The sequence below is a fragment of the Streptomyces albus subsp. albus genome (assembly GCF_000719865.1).
In the GTDB taxonomy this organism is placed as follows: Bacteria; Actinomycetota; Actinomycetes; order Streptomycetales; family Streptomycetaceae; genus Streptomyces; species Streptomyces albus_E.
The window spans coordinates 232996-251774 of the sequence record NZ_JOID01000015.1; the positions used below are offsets into that span (position 1 = coordinate 232996).

General features: G+C 72.5%; 16 protein-coding genes and 2 tRNA genes. 11 read left to right on the forward strand and 7 right to left on the reverse strand.

Annotation, left to right across the window (positions count from 1 at the left end):
* The first annotated feature begins 13 nt into the window (after positions 1-13).
* Positions 14-775 (forward strand): AIM24 family protein, encoded by a 762-nt coding sequence (locus IF83_RS0116965; protein ID WP_030545038.1) that lies wholly within the window; start codon positions 14-16, stop codon positions 773-775.
* A 69-nt stretch (positions 776-844) separates the two neighbouring features.
* Here the strand turns inward: IF83_RS0116965 and IF83_RS0116970 are convergent, their stop codons facing one another.
* Positions 845-1384: an NUDIX hydrolase gene (locus tag IF83_RS0116970; protein ID WP_030545039.1), complete on the reverse strand. Its 540-nt coding sequence runs from the start codon at positions 1382-1384 to the stop codon at positions 845-847.
* Positions 1381-2838, reverse strand: coding sequence for a zinc-dependent metalloprotease (locus tag IF83_RS0116975; protein WP_030545040.1), 1458 nt, complete (start codon positions 2836-2838; stop codon positions 1381-1383). The genes IF83_RS0116970 and IF83_RS0116975 overlap by 4 nt, the downstream gene beginning before the upstream one ends.
* 196 nt (positions 2839-3034) lie before the next feature.
* Here IF83_RS0116975 and IF83_RS0116980 point away from each other — a divergent pair, with 196 nt between their 5' ends.
* The 4 genes from IF83_RS0116980 to IF83_RS0116995 all read left to right on the forward strand — a co-directional run bounded on the left by IF83_RS0116980 (position 3035) and on the right by IF83_RS0116995 (position 6381).
* Positions 3035-4144, forward strand: a complete 1110-nt coding sequence (locus IF83_RS0116980; RefSeq protein ID WP_030545041.1) for an SDR family oxidoreductase — start codon at positions 3035-3037, stop codon at positions 4142-4144.
* Positions 4145-4211: 67 nt separating this feature from the next.
* On the forward strand, positions 4212-4670 hold the full coding sequence (locus IF83_RS0116985) for a molybdenum cofactor biosynthesis protein MoaE (protein WP_208605886.1): 459 nt from the start codon (positions 4212-4214) through the stop codon (positions 4668-4670).
* 274 nt (positions 4671-4944) lie between these two features.
* Entirely contained in the window at positions 4945-5154 is a 210-nt protein-coding gene (locus IF83_RS0116990; RefSeq protein WP_037680241.1) for a hypothetical protein, read from the forward strand.
* A 138-nt stretch (positions 5155-5292) separates the two neighbouring features.
* Positions 5293-6381, forward strand: coding sequence for a YlbL family protein (locus IF83_RS0116995; protein ID WP_030545044.1), 1089 nt, complete (start codon positions 5293-5295; stop codon positions 6379-6381).
* Positions 6382-6448: 67 nt separating this feature from the next.
* Here IF83_RS0116995 and IF83_RS0117000 read toward each other — a convergent pair whose 3' ends face one another.
* Complete coding sequence (locus IF83_RS0117000) at positions 6449-7039, reverse strand: PPA1309 family protein (RefSeq protein WP_051722840.1); 591 nt, start codon at positions 7037-7039, stop codon at positions 6449-6451.
* A gap of 182 nt (positions 7040-7221) precedes the next feature.
* Here IF83_RS0117000 and IF83_RS0117005 point away from each other — a divergent pair, with 182 nt between their 5' ends.
* The 4 genes from IF83_RS0117005 to IF83_RS0117020 all read left to right on the forward strand — a co-directional run bounded on the left by IF83_RS0117005 (position 7222) and on the right by IF83_RS0117020 (position 12728).
* A complete protein-coding gene (locus IF83_RS0117005; protein ID WP_051722841.1) occupies positions 7222-10098 on the forward strand; it encodes a UPF0182 family membrane protein in 2877 nt (958 codons plus the stop codon).
* A 42-nt stretch (positions 10099-10140) separates the two neighbouring features.
* Positions 10141-10214: transfer RNA gene (locus IF83_RS0117010), tRNA-Met, on the forward strand.
* A 167-nt stretch (positions 10215-10381) separates the two neighbouring features.
* Positions 10382-12346, forward strand: a complete 1965-nt coding sequence (locus IF83_RS0117015; RefSeq protein WP_030545047.1) for a tetratricopeptide repeat protein — start codon at positions 10382-10384, stop codon at positions 12344-12346.
* Between the two features lie 308 nt (positions 12347-12654).
* Positions 12655-12728 (forward strand) — tRNA-Met (locus tag IF83_RS0117020).
* A 249-nt stretch (positions 12729-12977) separates the two neighbouring features.
* On the opposite strand, the gene IF83_RS0117025 is transcribed toward IF83_RS0117020, so the two are convergent.
* Positions 12978-13397, reverse strand: coding sequence for a Fur family transcriptional regulator (locus tag IF83_RS0117025; protein WP_030545048.1), 420 nt, complete (start codon positions 13395-13397; stop codon positions 12978-12980).
* Between the two features lie 180 nt (positions 13398-13577).
* On the opposite strand from IF83_RS0117025, the gene IF83_RS0117030 reads away from it, so the two are divergent.
* Positions 13578-15044, forward strand: coding sequence for a catalase (locus IF83_RS0117030; protein ID WP_030545049.1), 1467 nt, complete (start codon positions 13578-13580; stop codon positions 15042-15044).
* 155 nt (positions 15045-15199) lie between these two features.
* Here the strand turns inward: IF83_RS0117030 and IF83_RS0117035 are convergent, their stop codons facing one another.
* Together IF83_RS0117035 and hisN are read right to left on the reverse strand one after the other, a co-directional pair.
* Positions 15200-15601, reverse strand: coding sequence for a CBS domain-containing protein (locus IF83_RS0117035; RefSeq protein WP_030545050.1), 402 nt, complete (start codon positions 15599-15601; stop codon positions 15200-15202).
* Positions 15602-15811: 210 nt separating this feature from the next.
* Positions 15812-16609 (reverse strand): histidinol-phosphatase, encoded by a 798-nt coding sequence (gene hisN / locus IF83_RS0117040; protein WP_030545051.1) that lies wholly within the window; start codon positions 16607-16609, stop codon positions 15812-15814.
* A 164-nt stretch (positions 16610-16773) separates the two neighbouring features.
* Between hisN and IF83_RS0117045 the strand changes: the two genes are divergently transcribed.
* Positions 16774-17391: a TetR/AcrR family transcriptional regulator gene (locus IF83_RS0117045; protein WP_030545052.1), complete on the forward strand. Its 618-nt coding sequence runs from the start codon at positions 16774-16776 to the stop codon at positions 17389-17391.
* A 358-nt stretch (positions 17392-17749) separates the two neighbouring features.
* On the opposite strand, the gene rsgA is transcribed toward IF83_RS0117045, so the two are convergent.
* Positions 17750-18778 carry a ribosome small subunit-dependent GTPase A gene (gene rsgA / locus IF83_RS0117050; RefSeq protein ID WP_030545053.1) on the reverse strand — a complete coding sequence of 343 codons (1029 nt, stop codon included), beginning with the start codon at positions 18776-18778 and terminating at the stop codon, positions 17750-17752.
* Position 18779 lies beyond the last annotated feature (1 nt).

Below are 18779 nucleotides of genomic sequence, written 5' to 3' on the forward strand. Positions count from 1 at the left end.
GGGACGGGAACAGATGCAGAGTCCGCTGTTCGGCCACACCGAGAACCAGACCCAGGAGCGCTACGCCCTGCAGAATCCGCAGATGCTGCGGGTCGCGCTCGGCGGCCACGACGACATCCTCGCCCGCAAGGGCAGCATGGTCGCCTACCAGGGCCTGGTCGAGTTCGACGGTGAATACCAGTCGCGGAGCCGGCGCCAGTCCCGGGCCCACACCGGTGAGGGCCTGGACCTCATGCGCTGCTCCGGCCAGGGCACCGTCTATCTGGCCAACCTCGCGCAGTACGTGCACATCCTGGACGTGGACCAGGAAGGGCTCACCGTCGACAGCGCGTACGTCCTCGCACTGGACTCCGCGCTGCACTGGGAGACCATCGCCGTCGACAGCCAGTTCGGCATCTCCGGCTCCGGTGCCTACAACCTGCAGATTTCCGGGCAGGGCAAGGTCGCCCTGATGACCTCAGGCAAGCCCCTGATGCTGCGGGTGACGCCCGACACGTACGTCAACGCGGACGCCGACGCGGTGGTCGCCTGGTCGACGTCGCTGCGGGTGCAGATGCAGGCGCAGACCCACTCCTCCGGGGTCTTCCGGCGGCGCGGGAACACCGGAGAGGGCTGGGAGCTCAGCTTCCTCGGCCAGGGGTACGCCCTCGTCCAGCCCAGCGAGCTGCTGCCGCCGCAGAACGCGGTCACCGGCCAGGGGCTCCGCGCCCAGTACGGCATGGGGCCGCAGGGCGCGCACGGCCAGAACCAGGGGAACGTCTGGACGAACCGCTGACGCTCCGGCACGGATCGCCGGCCCGCGGCCTCACGGCCCGGGCCGGCGGCGTCCGCCGGCGCCGCGCCGTCAGAGCAGCGCGCGGGTGCCCTCCGTCAGCCGGACCACGGAAGCGTCCGCCACGCGCGGCACCTCGTCCCAGCCGTACCAGCGCAGCTCCAGCGACTCCTCACTGACCACTTCCACCGATCCGGCCGGGGCGACGGCCGCGTACTGCACATCGAGGTGCCAGGCGCAGGGGGTCAGGTGCCGGTCGAGCCGGACCGGTCCGCCGGGGAGCAGTTCCAGCCCCGCGATGCCGGACTCCTCGGTGGCCTCCCGCAGCGCGGCGCCCGCCAGGGTGGTGTCCTCCGGCTCGCAGTGGCCGCCGGTCTGCAGCCACATCCCCAGCTTCCGGTGCAGCGTCAGCAGCACCTGACCGGTGTCCGGGGCCACCACCAGCGCGCTGGCCGTGATGTGCCCCTCACGGCAGCCCTTCCACATGCCGTCCGGGTGCGCGAGCAGATGGCCGAGATAGTCCCGTCGCAGCTCCGCCTGACCGGCATCGGCCGGGGGGACCCGCGGGGTCCAGTCCTCCAGAACGCGCGTCGCGTCCGTGTGCAGGCTCACTTCTCGCCGTCGTCCTCCCGGCCGGAGCCGCCGGGCTCTCCGCCCTTGTCCCCGTTCCCGTCCCCGCCACCGTTCCCGGCGTCCTTGCCGGAGCCGCCGGCCGCCTCCCCGAGCATCCTGTCCAGCTCCGAGAAGTCCGCCTGCTCGCGATGGACGAAGCCGTCCGGGTCGTCCAGGTCCTCCGCGGTGGGCAGCATGTCCGGGTGCCCCCAGAGCGCGTCCCTGCCGTCGGCCCCCCGGGCGTCGGTGAGCGAGGCCCACAGCCGGGAGGCGTCCCGCAGCCGGCGCGGCCGCAGCCGCAGCCCGATGAGAGTGGCGAAGGTCTGTTCGGCAGGACCGCCGGTGGCCCGGCGCCTCCGCAGCATCTCGCGGAGCGCGCCCGACGAGGGCAGATGCGGCGAGGCCGCCGCGTGCACCACCGCGTCCACCCACCCCTCGACCAGGGCGAGGGCCGTCTCCAGCCGGGCCAGCGCCGCCTTCTGCTCCGGGGTGTCCTCGGGCTGGAACATGCCCTGCTGCAGGGCGTCCTGCAGCTGCTCGGGGCGCGAGGGGTCGAGCTGGCCGACGACGTCCTCCAGCTTGGCGGTGTCCACCTTGATGCCGCGCGCGTACCCCTCGACCGCGCCGAACAGATGCGAGCGCAGCCACGGCACATGGGCGAAGAGACGCTGGTGGGCGGCTTCCCGCAGGGCCAGATAGAGCCGGACCTCGTCCAGCGGCACACCGAGGTCCTCGCCGAAGGCGGCGACGTTCACCGGCAGCAGCGCGGCCTTGTGCGGCGGCCCCAGCGGCAGTCCGATGTCGGTGGAGCCGACGACCTCGCCCGCGAGCGTGCCCACGGCCTGGCCGATCTGGGTGCCGAACATGGCGCCGCCCATGGACCGCATCATCCCGAGCAGCGGGCCGGCCATGGCCTGCATCTCCTCGGGCAGGACGTCGCCCATCGCGCCCGCGACGCGCTCGGCGACCGGGTCCACCAGCTCCTTCCACGCCGGCAGCGTCGCCTCGACCCATTCGGCGCGGCTCCAGGCCACCGCCGCGTTCGACCCGGAGGGCAGCGAGGTGATGCCGTCCAGCCAGAGGTCCGCGAGCCGTACGGCCTCCTCGACGGACGACCGCTCGCCGGGCGCGACGCTGGGGTCCCCGGCGCCCTCGGCGGCGCCCCGCGCCACGGTCTGCCGTGCGATGTCCTTGGCCATGTCCCAGTTCACCGGGCCGCCCTCGTAGGAGAGCATCTGACCGAGCTGCTGGAAGGCCGCGCCCAGGTCGTTCGGGTTCAGGGAACCGAACATCGCGGCGAGCGGGTTGTCACCGCCCGGGCCTCCGGGCCCCGTGCCGAACCCGAAGGGATTCGCCGGGCCCCGGCCACCGCCCTCGCCGCCCTGCTTCCTGCCGTTGTCGCCGTCCTCCGGCTCCTCCGGCGGAAGGCCGAATCCGAATGGGTTGTCACTCACGGGCTTCCTCGGCTCGTAGGGCCGCCGGCTCCGGCCGGCGGCGACTGTCCGGCGTCACCACCCAGCGTAGACACGTCGGCCCCGTTCCAGGCTCGGGTGCTCCGCCGCCCCACCGCCTGCGGCAGGATGGACGCCACCTGGTCCGTACGCTCAGGCGCACGTACGCATGTACGCAGACAACCGCTGGAGACGCCCGGTGAGTTCCCCAGACCATGAAGTTCGCGCAACGCGAAACCCCCCGCCGGCGACCGTGCGGCGGCCCGTCGTCGCGGTCACCGGCGCCGCGACCGGAGCCGGTGAGCTGCTCACCCGGCGGCTCGCGGCCTCCGAGGAGGTCAAGCAGGTCATCGCCATCGACGAGCGGCGCGGGGAGGTGCCGGAGGCCGAATGGCACCTCCTCGACGTGCGCGATCCGCTCATCGCGGCGAAGCTCCGCGGCGTCGACGTGGTGGTGCATCTCGCACTCGACCTCGACCTGGAGTCCGACCCCGCCGCCCGCACCGCGTACAACGTGCGCGGCACCCAGACCGTCCTCACCGCCGCCGCGGCCGCCGGTGTGCACCGGGTCGTGCTGTGCACCTCGGCGATGGTCTACGGCGCCCTGCCCGACAACGACGTACCGCTCGCGGAGACCGCCGAGCTTCGCGCCACCGCGGACGCCACGGGCGTCGGCGACCTGCTGGAGATCGAACGCCTGGGCCGCCGGGCGCCCCGAGCCCACCCCGGCCTCAACGTCACGGTGGCCCGTCCCACCGTGCTGGTCGGCGGCACCGACACGGCCCTGACCCGCTACTTCGAGTCACCGCGGCTGCTGGTCGTCGCCGGTTCCCGCCCGGCCTGGCAGTTCTGCCACATGGACGACCTGGTCGGCGCGCTGGAGTACGCGGCGCTGGAGAAGGTCGAGGGCGAGTTCGTGGTCGGCTGCGACGGCTGGCTGGAGCAGGAGGAGATCGAGGAGCTGTCCGGGATCCGGCGGATGGAACTCCCGTCCGCCGTCGCCCTCGGCGCCGCCTCCCGGCTCCACCGGCTCGGCCTCACCCCCTCCCCGGCCGGCGATCTGGCGTACACGATGCACCCCTGGGTCGTCAGCGGCAGCAGGCTGCACGAGGCGGGGTGGCGGCCGCGGTACACCAACGAGGAGGTCCTCGCCGAACTGCTGGACGAGGTCGCGGGCCGGCACACCGTCGCCGGACGCCGGCTGGGCCGCAAGGACGCCACCACGCTGGGCGCCGCGGGAGCCACCGTCGCCCTCGTCGGCACGGCCGCGCTGGTGCGCCGGGCGCGCAAGGCCCGCCGCCGCCTCTGAGCGCGGGCCGCCGCGTCGCGGGGGTGCCTGTTCCGCGATTCCCGCCCCGTGCGGCACGATGGGCGCCATGGCACGGACGTACGAACATCCCGGCGAGCAGGCCCATCCCGACCCGATCCGCCTGCTGGCGGTCCGCGACAGCCCGCTCTCGATCGACGAGGTGTTCGGGGCGGTGACGGACGACGCCGCGGGCGGCACCGCGCTCTTCGTCGGCACGGTGCGGAACCATGACGAGGGCGCGGGGGTGGCCGCCCTGGGCTACTCCGCCCACCCCACCGCCGAGGCCGAGCTGCGGCGGGTGGCGGAGAAGGTGGCCGCGGAGTTCCCGGTACGGGCGCTGGCCGCCGTCCACCGGGTGGGCGACCTGGTGGTCGGGGATCTGGCCGTGGTGGTCGCGGTCTCCTGCCCGCACCGCGCGGAGGCGTTCGACGCCTGCCGGCGTCTCATCGACGACCTCAAGCACGAGGTCCCCATCTGGAAGCACCAGCAGTTCACGGACGGCACCGAGGAATGGGTCGGGGCTTAGAGCCGGCTCAGGGCGGCTCCGCACCTTCCCGGCGGGCCCGCGGCGCGCGAGACGGCGGAGGCGCCCCCGCGCCACGGGGGACACGGCCCGGGCGCGGGCGGAAAGACGGTGTACGGTCCGTCACGCCGGGTATCACCCGGGACAGCCACCGCGCTTCCGCCCGGTTGCGTAACCGCCCCCCTGCCGTGAGCGTTGACAGTGCGGATGGCTAATCTGCTCATCTGTTGTTGATTGCGCTGTTGAACGCGCTGGTGCAGGGAGTCGGGAGGCCGGCATGGCGGCTGTCGCCTGGTTGCTGATTCCGGTGGTCGCGGCGGTTGCCGCGGGAGTGTGGGCCCGCTGGGCCGCCCGCAAGCGCAAGACCGGGGATGTCGCCGAGCTCGCGGGCTACGCGAGGTTCCGCGAGGCGATGGAGCGCCCCGGTTCGGTTCCCGGGCCGGCCGCGTCCAGCCCGGGGACGGTCCCCGGCTCCGACGCCGCCTGACCGCGGTCCGTCTTCCTCCGGGCGTCACGCGGCTTGCCCGGCACGAGCCCCGGCGCCGTATCCGTGAGCCATTCCGGGCAGTCCCCGGACGGCCCGCCCCGCGAGTGGACCTCTGACCCGGTCCCGTACTGTCGTTCCATGCCACGCCGCACTGCGACGATGCTCGCCTCCACGCTGCTGCTGATCGCGCTGCTGTGCGCCGGGGTGCTGATTCCGGTGCCGTACTCCGAGATGTCCCCCGGGCCGACCGTGAACACGCTCCAGAAGCACGGTGGCGCCGAGGTGCTCCAGGTGACCGGCCGGAAGACCTATCCGGCGGACGGCCATCTCAACATGACGACCGTCCGGGTCACCGGCGCCGACTACCGGATGAATCTCGCGGAGGCCGTCTATGGCTGGCTGTCCCGGGACGCCGTCGTACCCCACAGCACCCTCTATCCGGACGGGCAGACGGCGGAGCAGGCGGACGAGGAGAACGCCGAGGAGTTCAGCCAGTCGCAGGAGAGCGCCAAGGTGGCGGCCCTCGAGGAACTGGGCATACCCGTGACCTCACGGGTGGTCGTGGCCTCCGTCGTCAAGGACGGCGCCTCGGAGGGCAGGCTGCACGCCGGCGACGTGATCAAGGCCGTGGACGGGCAGGCGGTGCGCAAGCCCGCGGACGTGGCGGACTTCGTCACCGAGCACAAGCCCGGCGAGCGGGTCGAGTTCACCATCGTGCCGGCCAAGAAGGCCGCCGCGGCGGAGAAGGCGGGCCAGGCGGAGCCCAAGGCCACGGAGACGGTCACCGTCACCGCCGGCAAGGCGCCCGAGGACGGCCGGGCGCTCGTCGGCATCCAGGCCGGGACGGACCACACCTTCCCGTTCGACATCGACATCAAGCTCGCCGATGTCGGCGGTCCCAGCGCCGGACTGATGTTCTCCCTGGGCCTCGTCGACAAGCTGACGCCCGGGTCGCTGACCGGCGGAGAGTTCATCGCCGGCACCGGGACGATCGACGACACCGGCAAGGTCGGCCCCATCGGGGGCATCCAGATGAAGACGATCGGTGCCCATGAGCAGGGAGCGGAGTTCTTCCTGACCCCGGAGGACAACTGCCGGGCCGCCCTCGTCGGCAAGCCGGACGGGCTGACCCTGGTCAAGGTCCGCACGCTCAGCGACGCCGTGGACTCCGTCGAGAGGATCGCCGAGGGCGGGACGACCGGACTGCCCGCCTGCTCCGCGAACTGAGCCGGACGGCACCGGCCGCCCCGTACGCGCCCACGGGCGCCCGTCCGGGTCCGGCCGCGGGCCCGCGCTACTCGGCGAAGGTCGCGGACAGCGCCTCGGCCAGCCCCGGTACCAGCCCGGCGCCGGTGAGCACCTCCGTCGGCGAGTCCTTCTCGCGCAGCCGCAGCGCCGACTCGCGGCTGCCGTCCCGCAGCACCGCCACAGTCATCCGGACCTCCTGCCGGTCCGGGTGGCCGGCGACCCACCGCGTCAGCTGCTCGCCGTCCAGCCCCTCCGGGACGGAGGCCTCGGCGGACGGCGGCAGCATGAGCCGCTCCACGGTCATGGCGCAGCCGCTCACGGCATCGGGCCAGGCGATGGTCCCCAGGAACTCGTCCAGGGGCGTCCCGGCGGGCAGTTCGTCCTGTTCGACGGGGGTCAGCGCGCCGGAGCCGTCACCGCTCTCCAGGCCGAGCTGAGCGGCCAGTTCGGGTTCCTCGGACAGCAGCCGCTCGGTGTCGACGAGGGCGAAGAGGCGGGCGGGCTGGTCCCAGCCGAGCGCGGCGGCGTACTCGTCGATCTCGAGCACGGCGCGGGTGAGCGGGCCGGCGGCGATGGGGGCCGGGCCCGCGGCGGGCTCGGGGGTCTCGGGGCCGTTCGGTGCGGAGGAGGCAGACATGGTCCGTATCTTGCCTTCTTCGTGGCCGGAATCGGGAACTGGGTAAAGCTTGAGTAAGTTGCATGAGTGGGCCCTAGTATCTCTGGGCTCGTGCACACGACCCGTATGACTGCGATTTCTTCGAGGGGCGCACCTTGGCTTTCCAGATGCCGGACCGCGGCGGAGGCCCGACCGGGCCACGGATGAGAGCCGGCGGACCGTCCCGGCGTTCCAGGACCCTGCTGCTGACCTTGGCCGCACTCGCCCTGCTGGCCATGGTGTTCGTCATGTTCGCCGGGTTCTGGACGGACTGGCTCTGGTATCGCTCGGTCGACTACTCCTCGGTCTTCCGGACGACCCTGTGGACCAAGATCGGCCTGTTCGCCGTCTTCGGGCTGCTGATGGCGGCCGCCGTGGGCGTCAACGTCTGGCTGGCGCACCGCATGCGGCCGCCGCTGAGCGCGATGTCCCTGGAACAGCAGAGTCTGGACCGCTACCGGATGGGCATCGCGCCCTACAAGAAGTGGGTGCTCCTCGGCGTGACGGCCCTGGTGGGTCTGATCGCGGGTGCCTCCGCCGCCGGCCAGTGGCGCACCTGGCTCATGTGGATCAACGGCGTCCCGTTCGGCACCGAGGACCCGCAGTTCGGCAAGGACGTCTCGTTCTACGCCTTCGACCTGCCCTGGTTCCGCTTCCTGCTGGCCTTCGGCTTCGCGACGGTCGTGCTGTCGCTGATCGCCGCCGCGCTGACGCACTACCTCTACGGCGGGCTGCGGCTCACCAGTCCGGGCGCCCGCGCCACCGGGGCGGTCACCGGGCATCTGTCGGTGCTGGTCGGTCTCTTCGTCGCGCTCAAGGCGGTCGCCTACTGGCTGGACCGGTACAGCCTCGCGGTGAAGTCCAGTGACTTCAAGGCCACCGGCAACTGGACGGGGCTGCGCTACGTCGACGCCAACGCCTACCTGCCGGCCAAGACGATCCTGTTCTTCATCGCGGCGATCTGCGCGGTGCTGTTCTTCGCCACCCTCTGGCGGCGCACCTGGCAGCTCCCGGTCCTCGGCTTCGGCCTGATGGTCCTGTCGGCCATCCTGATCGGCGGCCTCTACCCGGCCATCGTGCAGAAGTTCCAGGTCGAGCCGAACGAGCAGGCCAAGGAAGCCCCGTACATCAAGAAGAACATCGACGCCACGCGCGACGCCTACGGCATCGACGACGCCAAGGTGAGCGATTACGAGGGCAAGGTCTCCGTCGACGAGGGCGAGAGCGCCAAGCTGCGCGAGGAGGCCGAGAGCACGGCCAGCCTGCGCCTCCTCGACCCGAACGTCGTCTCGCCCACGTTCCAGCAGCTCCAGCAGGTCCGCGGCTACTACGGTTTCCCGGACACCCTGGACGTCGACCGCTACAAGGACGGCGACGGCAAGGAGCAGGACACCGTCATCGGCCTGCGCGAGCTGAACATCAACGGCATCCCCGAGCGCAACTGGATCAACGACCACTTCAAGTACACCCACGGCTACGGCGCGGTGGCCGCCAAGGGCACCTCCACCACCCGTGGTGGCGCCCCGGACTTCACCGAGTCCGACCTGCCCTCCAAGGGTGAGTTCGACAAGTACCAGCAGCGGGTCTACTACGGCGAGAAGATGGAGCAGTACTCCATCGTCGGCGGCCCGCAGAAGGAGCTGGACTACTCCGACGACAGCGGTGAGAAGCTGTACAGCTACACCGGCGACAGCGGGGTCGACCTGTCCGGTCCGGTGAACCGCGCCGCGTACGCGGCCGCGTTCAGCGAGCCGCAGATCCTGTACTCCGGAGCCATCGGCGAGGGCTCGCGGATCCTCTACAACCGGACGCCCAAGGACCGGGTGGAGGCGGTGGCGCCCTGGCTGACCATCGACGGCGACGCCTATCCGGCCGTCGTGGGCGACCGCATCCAGTGGATCGTCGACGCGTACACCACGTCGAACGGCTACCCGTACGCCTCGCGCACCACCCTGGGCGACACCACGGCCGACTCGCTGACCACCGGTCAGCGCGAGGTCGTCGCCCAGGAGAACCGGGTCAACTACATCCGCAACTCGGTGAAGGCCACGGTCGACGCCTACGACGGTTCGGTCAAGCTGTACCAGTGGGACACCAAGGACCCGGTGCTCAAGACCTGGATGAAGGCCTTCCCGGACACGGTCGAGAAGAAGAGCGCCATCGGCACCGAGCTGATGGAACACCTGCGCTACCCGCAGGACCTCTTCAAGGTCCAGCGCGAGCTGCTGACCCGCTACCACGTCACCAACTCCGCGCAGTTCTACAGCGGCAGTGAGGTCTGGCAGGTCCCGGACGACCCGACGAACAAGTCCGGCAACTCCGTGCCGCCGTACTACCTCAGCATGCGGATGCCGGACCAGAAGGAGCAGACCTTCTCGCTGACGACGACCTTCACCCCGAACCGGCGCGACAACCTCGGCGCGTTCATGGCCGTGGACGCCGACGCCACCAGTGACGGCTACGGGAAGATCAGAATCCTGAAACTGCCGTCCAACACCACCGTGTCCGGACCGCAGCAGGTGCAGAGCAAGTTCAACTCCGAGACGGCCATCGCCAACGAGATCAACATCCTTCAGCGGGGTGACTCGGAGATCGAGTACGGCAACCTGCTGACGGTGCCCCTGGACGGCGGTCTGCTCTATGTGGAGCCGGTCTACGTCCGCGGTGCCGGCACCAACTACCCGCTGCTGCGGAAGGTTCTGGTCTCCTACGGCGACGAGACCGCCTTCGAGGACACGCTCGGGGAAGCCCTGGACGTGGTCTTCGGCGAGAAGGAGGCCGGCGCCGGCGAGACCGAACCCCCGCCGGGCGAGGGCGAGGAGGGCGGCACCGGCGATGAGGGTGAGCGCGACCGCCCGAGTGCGGACCCGACCGTGCGCCAGGCACTGGAGGACGCCCAGGAGGCCATCGAGGCCGGTGAGAAGGCCCTCGCGGAGCAGGATTGGACCGCTTACGGCAAGGCCCAGGACGACCTCAGGGACGCCCTGAAGCGAGCCGCGGACGCCGAGAAGGCGGCCAGGGAGCCGGACCAGGGCGGCTGAGCAGGCAACACCCCGCGCCGTGGTACGGTTGTCACACAACGGCGCGGGGTGGAGCAGCTCGGTAGCTCGCTGGGCTCATAACCCAGAGGTCGCAGGTTCAAATCCTGTCCCCGCTACTCATACGAAGGACCCGGAGTCAACTGACTCCGGGTCCTTCACTTGTATGGGGGGACTGTGCGCGCTGGAGTTTGAGTCCTCGTCATGTCGGGAAGTCGACAAAACGCCGAAGTGACTTCACTGGCTGCGGTATACAAGGTGTACGCAGGTTGCAGGTGGTGCGACGATGGCCCTTATGGGGGACAAGGCAAGTCTGTTGGAATCAGGTCGATTTGTGGCTCCACCGGATACCGAGCGGTATGCGGTCGCGCCGGCCGCCCCTGAGGGCTGCCCGGACGCCGCCACCCCCCGCCCGGAAGCGGCCGCCGCCGACCTGGACACCACCGCCGCGGCCGAGGCCGAGAAGGAGGCCCGGCACCGCCGCGCCGCCGAAGCCGGTGACCCCGAGTCCGCCGGCGTCCTCGGAGCGCTGCTGCTCCGCCGGGGTGACCTCGACGGCGCGGAACCGCACCTGCGCGCCGCCACCGCCACCGGCGACCGGGCTGCCGCCAACAACCTGGGCGTCCTGCTGCACCAGCGCGGCTACGTCGACGAGGCCGCCGGCTGGTGGCGGATCGCCGCCGTCGCCGGCTCCGCCGCCGCCGCGCACTCGCTCGGCCGCTACTGCCGCGAGCGCGGGGACGAGACCGGCGCCGAGTACTGGCTGCGCCAGTCCGCCGAGTCGGGGCACGCCCTGGGCGCGTACGCCCTCGGGGACCTGCTGGAGCACCGCAGCGACGTGGGCGCGGAGCGCTGGTTCCGCGTCGCCGCCGAGCAGGGGCACCGGGAGGCCGCCTACCGGCTCGCCCGGATCCTCGACCTGAGGGACCCGGCCCGGCGCGACCGCACCACGGGAGCCGCCCGCGAGCTCGGCCCCGCACCGGCCCCGCCGCACCCCCTGCCCGGGGAGGGCGCCGCGCCGGGCGCGTCCGCCGAGGCGGAGCAGTGGTACCGCCAGGCCGCCGCGCGCGGCCACCGGCGCGCCGCCCTCTACCTCGGCACCCTCCTGGAGGAGCGCGGCGAGACGAAGGAGGCCGGCCGCTGGTACCTGAGCGCGGCCAAGGACGGCGAGGCCCGCGCCGCCTGCGCGCTGGGCTTCCTGCTGCGCGACGCGGGGGACCCGGACAGTGCCGCGGTCTGGTGGCGCCGTGCCGCCCAGGACGGGGACGGCAACGCCGCCAACGCCCTGGGCGCGCTGCACGCCGACCGCGGCGAGCCGCAGACCGCCGAGCGCTGGTACCGCGCCGCCCTGGACGCCGGGGACGTCAACGGCGCCTTCAACCTCGGGCTGCTCTGCGCCGAGCAGGGCCGCACCGAGCAGGCCGAGCAGTGGTACCGCCGCGCGGCCTACGCGGGGCATCGCGAGGCGGCCAACGCCCTCGCCGTCCTGCTGCTCCAGCAGGGTGACGCCGCGGGCGCGGGGCCGTGGTTCTCCAAGGCCGCCGAGGCAGGCAGCGTCGACGCGGCCTTCAACCTCGGCATCCTGCACACCGGGCGGGGCGAGGAGGCCGAGGCCCGCGGCTGGTACGAGCGCGCCGCGGCGGCCGGGCACACCGAGGCGGCGCTCCAGGTCGCCATCGCCCTGCTGCGGGACGGCGACGAGCGGGAGGCCGAGCGCCATCTGCGCTGCGCCGCGGGCGGCGGCAGCGCGGAGGCGGCCTTCCGGCTCGGCGCCCTGCTCGACCGGGTGGCGCGCGGCCGCTCCGGCGGGGAGGAGCCCTGCGGTCTCACGGCCGGTCCCGGGGACGGCGTTGCCGCGGAGAGCGAGGAGTGGTACGAGCGCGCGGCCGAGCAGGGCCACCGCAGGGCGCAGGTGCGGTGCGGAATGCTGGCCGCCGCGCGCGGCGACGTGGTGCGGGCCGCCCGCTGGTACCGGCGTGCCGCCGACGCGGGCAGCCGCAACGGCGCCTTCAACCTCGGCCTGCTGTACGCCCGCGAGGGCAGCGAGCCGGAGGCCGCGCTCTGGTGGACCCGGGCGGCCGAGGCGGGCCACGGCCGGGCGGCGCTGCGGCTGGCTCTGCTGGCGGCGCGGCGCGGAGACCTGGTCGACGCCCAGCAGTGGTGCTCGGAGGCGGTGAAGCTGGGCCCGCCGGAGGTGGCGGAGCGTGCGGCGAGGCTTCGGGACGCCCTCCGGCAGGAACTGTCGGCGTAGCGTCCCGGAGCCGTCCTCGCACCGGCCCCGCCCAGGCCCCCGTCCCGGCCCGGCCCCGGCATCGGGACCGCGGCGTCTTGGTGCACCGGGCATGGGCACCGGGGGGCGGGGACGGGCGGAGCCCGGTCCCGGCCGGGGGCAGTGGTACGAGGGACGGCGGGGCCGGGAGGGACGGCGGTGCGCACCGGGGCCCGCCGTCGGCCGGGCCCCGGTTCCCCGGCCTTTCCCCGGCCTTTCCCCGGCCGTTCCCGGGCCGGTGCCCCCGGATTTGCGCTGGTCGTCGCCGACGGTTAGAGTTGAGTTAACGACGCGGGGTGGAGCAGCTCGGTAGCTCGCTGGGCTCATAACCCAGAGGTCGCAGGTTCAAATCCTGTCCCCGCTACTCGGCACGAAGACCCGGATCCTGAGGATCCGGGTCTTCGTCATGTCCGGGAGCATGCCCCGGAGGGCAAGTCCGGATCAGGGCATCTCTGGGCATCGCGTCCGGGCTGGCCGCATGCGCCGGGCCGGTTCAGCACTCCACCACCGTCCCGTGCGCCCTTGCCCTGCCTCCCCGTGAGAGCCCGGCCCGTCGGCGGCCGCTTCCGTCCGCAGGCGACCGCCGCCCGTGGGCGACGCCGGTCCCACCGCGTCAGGCGGAGGCGGCGCAGGACGGGCAGAGGCCGTGGTACGTCACGTCGACCCCCGAGATGGTGAAGCCGAAGCGTTCGCTCTCGGGGAGGTCGGCGAGCGGGGTGCCCGTGGGGTGGACGTCCCGCACCGTGCCGCACTGGCCGCAGACCAGATGCTGGTGCGGCCGGTGCGCGTTGGGGTCGTACCGCATGGCCCGGCGGTCCGTGGAGACTTCGATCACTTCACCGAGGGAGACCAGCTCACCGAGGGTGTTGTACACCGTCGCGCGCGAGATCTCGGGCAGTCGCGCGGCGGCCCGCGCGTGCACCTCGTCGGCGGTCAGGTGGACATGGTCGCCGTCGAGCACCTCGGCGATGACCCGCCGCTGGGCGGTCATCCGCCACCCGCGGCCTCGGAGGCGGTCCAGTAGGTCACTCATGTCCATCACCTAACGAAATCTGGGGGTCCAGCTTAACAAGCGGGTCCCCGGTTTCCGAACGCGTACGGTCTTCGGATTCTTCTTGACTTGGACAATGTCCAATGTAGGATCGGTTTCGCTGTAAACCAAGCGGTAGACCAAGCAGGACTGCAGGTACTGCGGAAAACGCGGGAGGCGTAAGTGACGGTGCAGGGCGAGACGACAGGGCCGCTGACGACAGAGTCCGGGGCTCCGGTCGCGGACAACCAGAACAGTGAGACGGCCGGAGTCGGCGGTCCCGTACTGGTGCAGGACCAGCTGCTGCTGGAGAAGCTCGCGCACTTCAACCGTGAGCGGATCCCGGAGCGGGTCGTGCACGCCCGGGGCGCGGGCGCCTACGGCACCTTCACGGTGACCGCGGACGTGACGAAGTACACCAGGGCGAAGTTCCTCTCCCAGGTGGGCAAGGAGACCGAGGTCTTCCTCCGCTTCTCCACGGTCGCCGGCAACCTCGGTGCCGCCGACGCGGTGCGGGACCCGCGCGGCTTCGCGCTGAAGTTCTACACCGAGGACGGCAACTACGACCTGGTCGGCAACAACACCCCGGTCTTCTTCATCCGGGACGCCATCAAGTTCCCCGACTTCATCCACACCCAGAAGCGCGACCCGTACACCGGTTCGCAGGAGGCGGACAACGTCTTCGACTTCTGGGGCCTCTCCCCGGAGTCGACGCACCAGGTCACCTGGCTGTTCGGCGACCGCGGCATCCCCGCCTCGTACCGTCACATGGACGGCTTCGGTTCGCACACCTTCCAGTGGAACAACGAGGCCGGCGAGGTCTTCTGGGTCAAGTACCACTTCAAGACGGACCAGGGCATCAAGTGCCTGACCCAGGAAGAGGCGAACAAGCTCGCGGGTGAGGACCCGGACAGCCACCAGCGCGACCTGCGCGAGTCCATCGAGCGCGGCGACCACCCGAGCTGGACGGTCGGCGTCCAGATCATGCCGGCGGCCGAGGCGGCGACCTACCGCTTCAACCCGTTCGACCTGACCAAGGTGTGGCCGCACGCGGACTACCCGGTCATCGAGATCGGCAAGCTGGAGCTCAACCGCAACCCGCAGAACATCTTCGCCGAGGTCGAGCAGTCGGTCTTCTCCCCGGCGCACTTCGTGCCCGGCATCGGCCCGTCCCCGGACAAGATGCTGCAGGGCCGGCTCTTCGGCTACGGCGACGCCCACCGCTACCGCGTCGGCATCAACGCCGACCAGCTGCCGGTGAACCGTCCGCACGCCACCGAGGCCCGCAGCCACGGCCGGGACGGCTTCCTCTACGACGGCCGGCACAACGGCGCCAAGAACTACGAGCCGAACAGCTTCGGCGGGCCGGCGCAGACCAACCGCCCGCTGTGGCAGCCGGTCCCGGTCAGCGGCGACACGGGCGAGACGGCCACCCCCCGGCACGCGGAGGACGACGACTTCGTGCAGGCGGGCAACCTCTACCGGCTCATGAGCGAGGACGAGAAGGAGCGCCTGGTCGGCAACCTCGCCGGCGCCATGAGCGGTGTCACGCGGGACGACATCCTGGAGCGGGCGATCAACAACTTCCGCCAGGCGGATGAGGACTTCGGCAAGCGTCTGGAGGCCGCGGTCCAGGCCCTGCGCGGCTGACCCGGCGCCTGCCGCAAGGACGGAGAGAGCCGGTCCCCTCCGGGGGGCCGGCTCTCTCCGCCGTTCCGGGCGCGGATTCCTCCGCCGTCCGGACGTCGGCCGTCTTCGCCGGCGGTCCGGGCGGCTCCGCCCCCGGGGCGGCGGCGCTCAGCCGCTCAACCCGCCAGAGCGGCCGGTTCCCTGCGGGCCGGCGACCAGCAGCGGATGATGTCCCGGACCGAGACCACCCCCACCGTCTCCTGGTCGTCGAGCACGATCAGATGCCGGAAGCCGCCGTGCGTCATCGCCGCCGCGGCTTCCTCCAGCGTCCAGCCGGGGGCGGCGAAGACGACATCGGTGGTCGTGTGGGCCTGCGCGGTCTCGTGGTCCGGATCCTGGCCGGCGCCGATGGAGTCGATGATGTCGCGTTCGGTGAGGATGCCGATGCCACTGGTGTCGGGGTCGTGGACGATGGCGGCGCCGACGCGGCGGTCCGACATCAGACGGGCTGCCTGACGCAGCGTGTGGGCGGGTCCGATGGTGAGGACCACGGTGCTCATGGCGTCACGGACGAGCATGGAGTGGAGCCACCTCCTTCGCGGCTCCTCGGCCGGACCCCTCGCGGGAGCGGTCCGGAGAAGGAGGCGCACAAATGCACAAGCGGGGGAATTCTCATGTTCACATGCGCTCGGGAGGCCGGGCAAGAGGGCGTACGGCGGTGATCCGGAGCCGCCCGGCGCATCGGTGGCGGGCGGTGGTCCGGCGGGCGGTCCGGCGGCGGTCCGGCCCTAACGCGGATTCAGATAGCCCAGCAGCTCGCTGTGGAGGAGCCCGTTGGACGCCGCGGCGTTGCCGCCGCCGGGCCCCCGCACCCCGTCCAGACTGGTGAACTCCCCGCCGGCCTCCCGCACGATGACGGCGTTGGCCGCCATGTCCCAGAGCGACAGCTCCGGTTCGGCGCACATGTCCACCGAGCCCTCGGCGACCATCATGTACGGCCAGAAGTCGCCGTAGGCGCGGGTCCGCCAGCAGTCGCGGGTCAGATCCAGGAAGCCGTTCAGCCGGCCCTGCTCCTCCCACCCGGTCAGCGAGGAGTAGGCGAAGGACGCGTCCGAGATCTTCGAGACCTTCGAGACCCGCATCCGCGTCGCGGACGACAGGCTCCGCCCGGTGTACGCGCCCGAGCCCTGCGCCGCCCACCAGCGGCGGCCCAGCGCGGGCGCCGAGACCAGTCCCACGACCGGCTGGTGGCCGGACTCGCCCGGCGCCATGAGGGCGATCAGCGTGGCCCAGACCGGCACCCCGCGGACGTAGTTCTTGGTGCCGTCGATCGGATCGACGACCCAGCGCCGGGGACCGGACCCCTCGCTGCCGTACTCCTCGCCGAGCACCGTGTCCCGGGGCCGGGCGCGCCGCAGCGAGGTGCGGATCAGCTCCTCGGCGGCCTTGTCCGCCTCGCTCACGGGCGTCATGTCCGGCTTGGTGTCGACCTTGAGGTCGAGGGCCTTGAACCGGTCCATGGTCTGGGCGTCGGCGGCGTCCGCGAGGACATGGGCGAGGCGGAGATCGTCGTGATAGTCGGGCATGTGCGAACAGTATCGACGCAGCTCGCGGCGGGCCACACGGCCCGGTCCGGACGGGATGCCGCCCCGGGCGGGCCGGGCACTCTTGACAGTCCCTGTCAGCGCGTCAATTCTGAGCCCACAGCAGCCGTGTGAGACCAGGACGGGGACGCGCCCGGGAGGCGACGATGCCCACAGCACGCGAATCCTTGCTGGACGCCGCGCTCGCGGCACTCTCCGGGCGTCCCTGGCCCGGTGTGCGGATGGTCGACGTGGCGGTGGCCGCTCGGGTGTCCCGGCAGACCCTGTACAACGAGTTCGGCAGCAAGGACGGCCTGGCCCGGGCGCTCGTGCGGCGCGAGGTCGACCGCTATCTCGCGGGCGTGCGGCACGCGCTGGCCGGTCCGCCGCCGGGCGAACCCGGTGAGCGGCTGGTGGCGGTGGCGGACTGGACGGCGCGGACGGCCCGTCACAACCCGCTGGTCCGGGCGGCCCTCACCGGCTGCTGGGGGGAGCGGCTGCCGCGGCCGCCCCGCACGGCAGCGGTGCAGCAGTCCGGCGGTTACGTCCCCGCGCAGCGCCGCGCGGACGGCCCGCTGCCCTCGCCGTCCGAACTGGTGGCGCAGATACGGGATCTGGCGGCGGCCGCCCTGGCGCCGGGCCGGCCGCCGGAGGAGGTTCAGCGGATGGCCGGGGTCTGCGAGATCGCCGTGCGGCTGGCCCTGTCCTGCGTGGTGGCCCCGGCCGGCGAGCGGGAGACCGGCCCGCTCATCCGCCGGGCCCTGCGCGGGGGCGGCGGTCTCTGAGGCCCGTCTTCTCAGGCCGCTGTCCCGCCCGGTGACTCGGGGCGGTTTCCGGGGGTGGTGCCGTCCGGTGACTCGGGGCGGTTTCCGGGGCGGTGCCGTCCGCGGCCCGAACCCTCCTCCGCGGTCCGGTGGGTGCCCGCGCGGTGTGCGCGGTCCGCGGTGAACCGGGTGGTCTCGGGGCCGCCGTGCGGCGGTGGGGTCCCGTACCCCGGGGCATCCGGAGGGGGACTTTTCCTCCGGCGGTCACGCCGCCCCGCTGCCGGTCCGGCCCGCGGGGTGGCGGGAGCACCGAGGTGCGGGGAGCGCCGGGTCCTGCCCGACCGCCCGGCCCGGGCGAACCCGGGCGGAGCCGCGGTGCTCAGTCCTCCTCGCGCCGTTCCCGCGTCGAGAGCAGTCGCCGCAGGGAGTACAGCCGCTGCGGATCGGCGTGGCCGTCGGCGACCCACTGGTCCAGCGCGCAGTCCGGTTCGTCGTGGCTGCAGGCCCGAGGGCAGCCCTCCGTGCCCGGCACGAGGTCGGGGAAGGCCAGGACGAACTGGGAGGGGTTCACGTGGTGGAGCCCGAAGGAGCGCACACCCGGGGTGTCGATCACCCAGCCGCCGCGCCGCTCCGGGGGCGCACCGGGAGTGTCCGGCAGCGGCAGGGCCAGCGCCGAGGTGGTGGTGTGCCGGCCGCGGCCGGTGACCGCGTTGACCACTCCGGTGGCCCGTGCCCGGTCCGGCACCAGGGCGTTGACCAGCGTCGTCTTGCCAACGCCGGAGTGCCCCACGAAGACGGTGATGCGCCCGGCCAGCCGTTCCCGCACCCGGTCGGCGGCGGCACCCTCGGCCAGCTCCTCACGGCTGGTCACCACGTACGGCACGCCCAGCGGCTCGTAGGTCTCCAACAGCGGAGCCGCGGGCGCCAGATCCGCCTTGGTGAGAACGAGCAGCGGGTCCAGCCCGGCGTCGAACGCGGCGACGAGGCAGCGGTCGATCAGCCGCGGCCGCGGTTCGGGGTCGGCGAGGGCGGTGACGATGGCCAACTGGTCGGCGTTGGCGACGATCACGCGTTCGTACGGATCGTCGTCGTCGGCCGTGCGCCGCAGCACCGAGGAGCGCTTCTCCACCCGCACGATCCGCGCCAGGGTGTCCTTGGCCCCGGACAGGTCGCCGACGATACCGACCCGGTCGCCCACCACGACGCTCTTGCGGCCCAGTTCGCGGGCCTTCATCGCGGTGACGCTGCGGCCGTCCACGAGGCAGGTGATCCGGCCGCGGTCGACGGTCAGCACCATGCCCTCGGCGGCGTCCTCGTGCTTGGGACGGATGCTGGTGCGCGGCCGGCTGCCCTTGCCCGGCCGGATCCGGACGTCGTCCTCGTCGGGGTGCTTGCCGTAGCGGCGCATC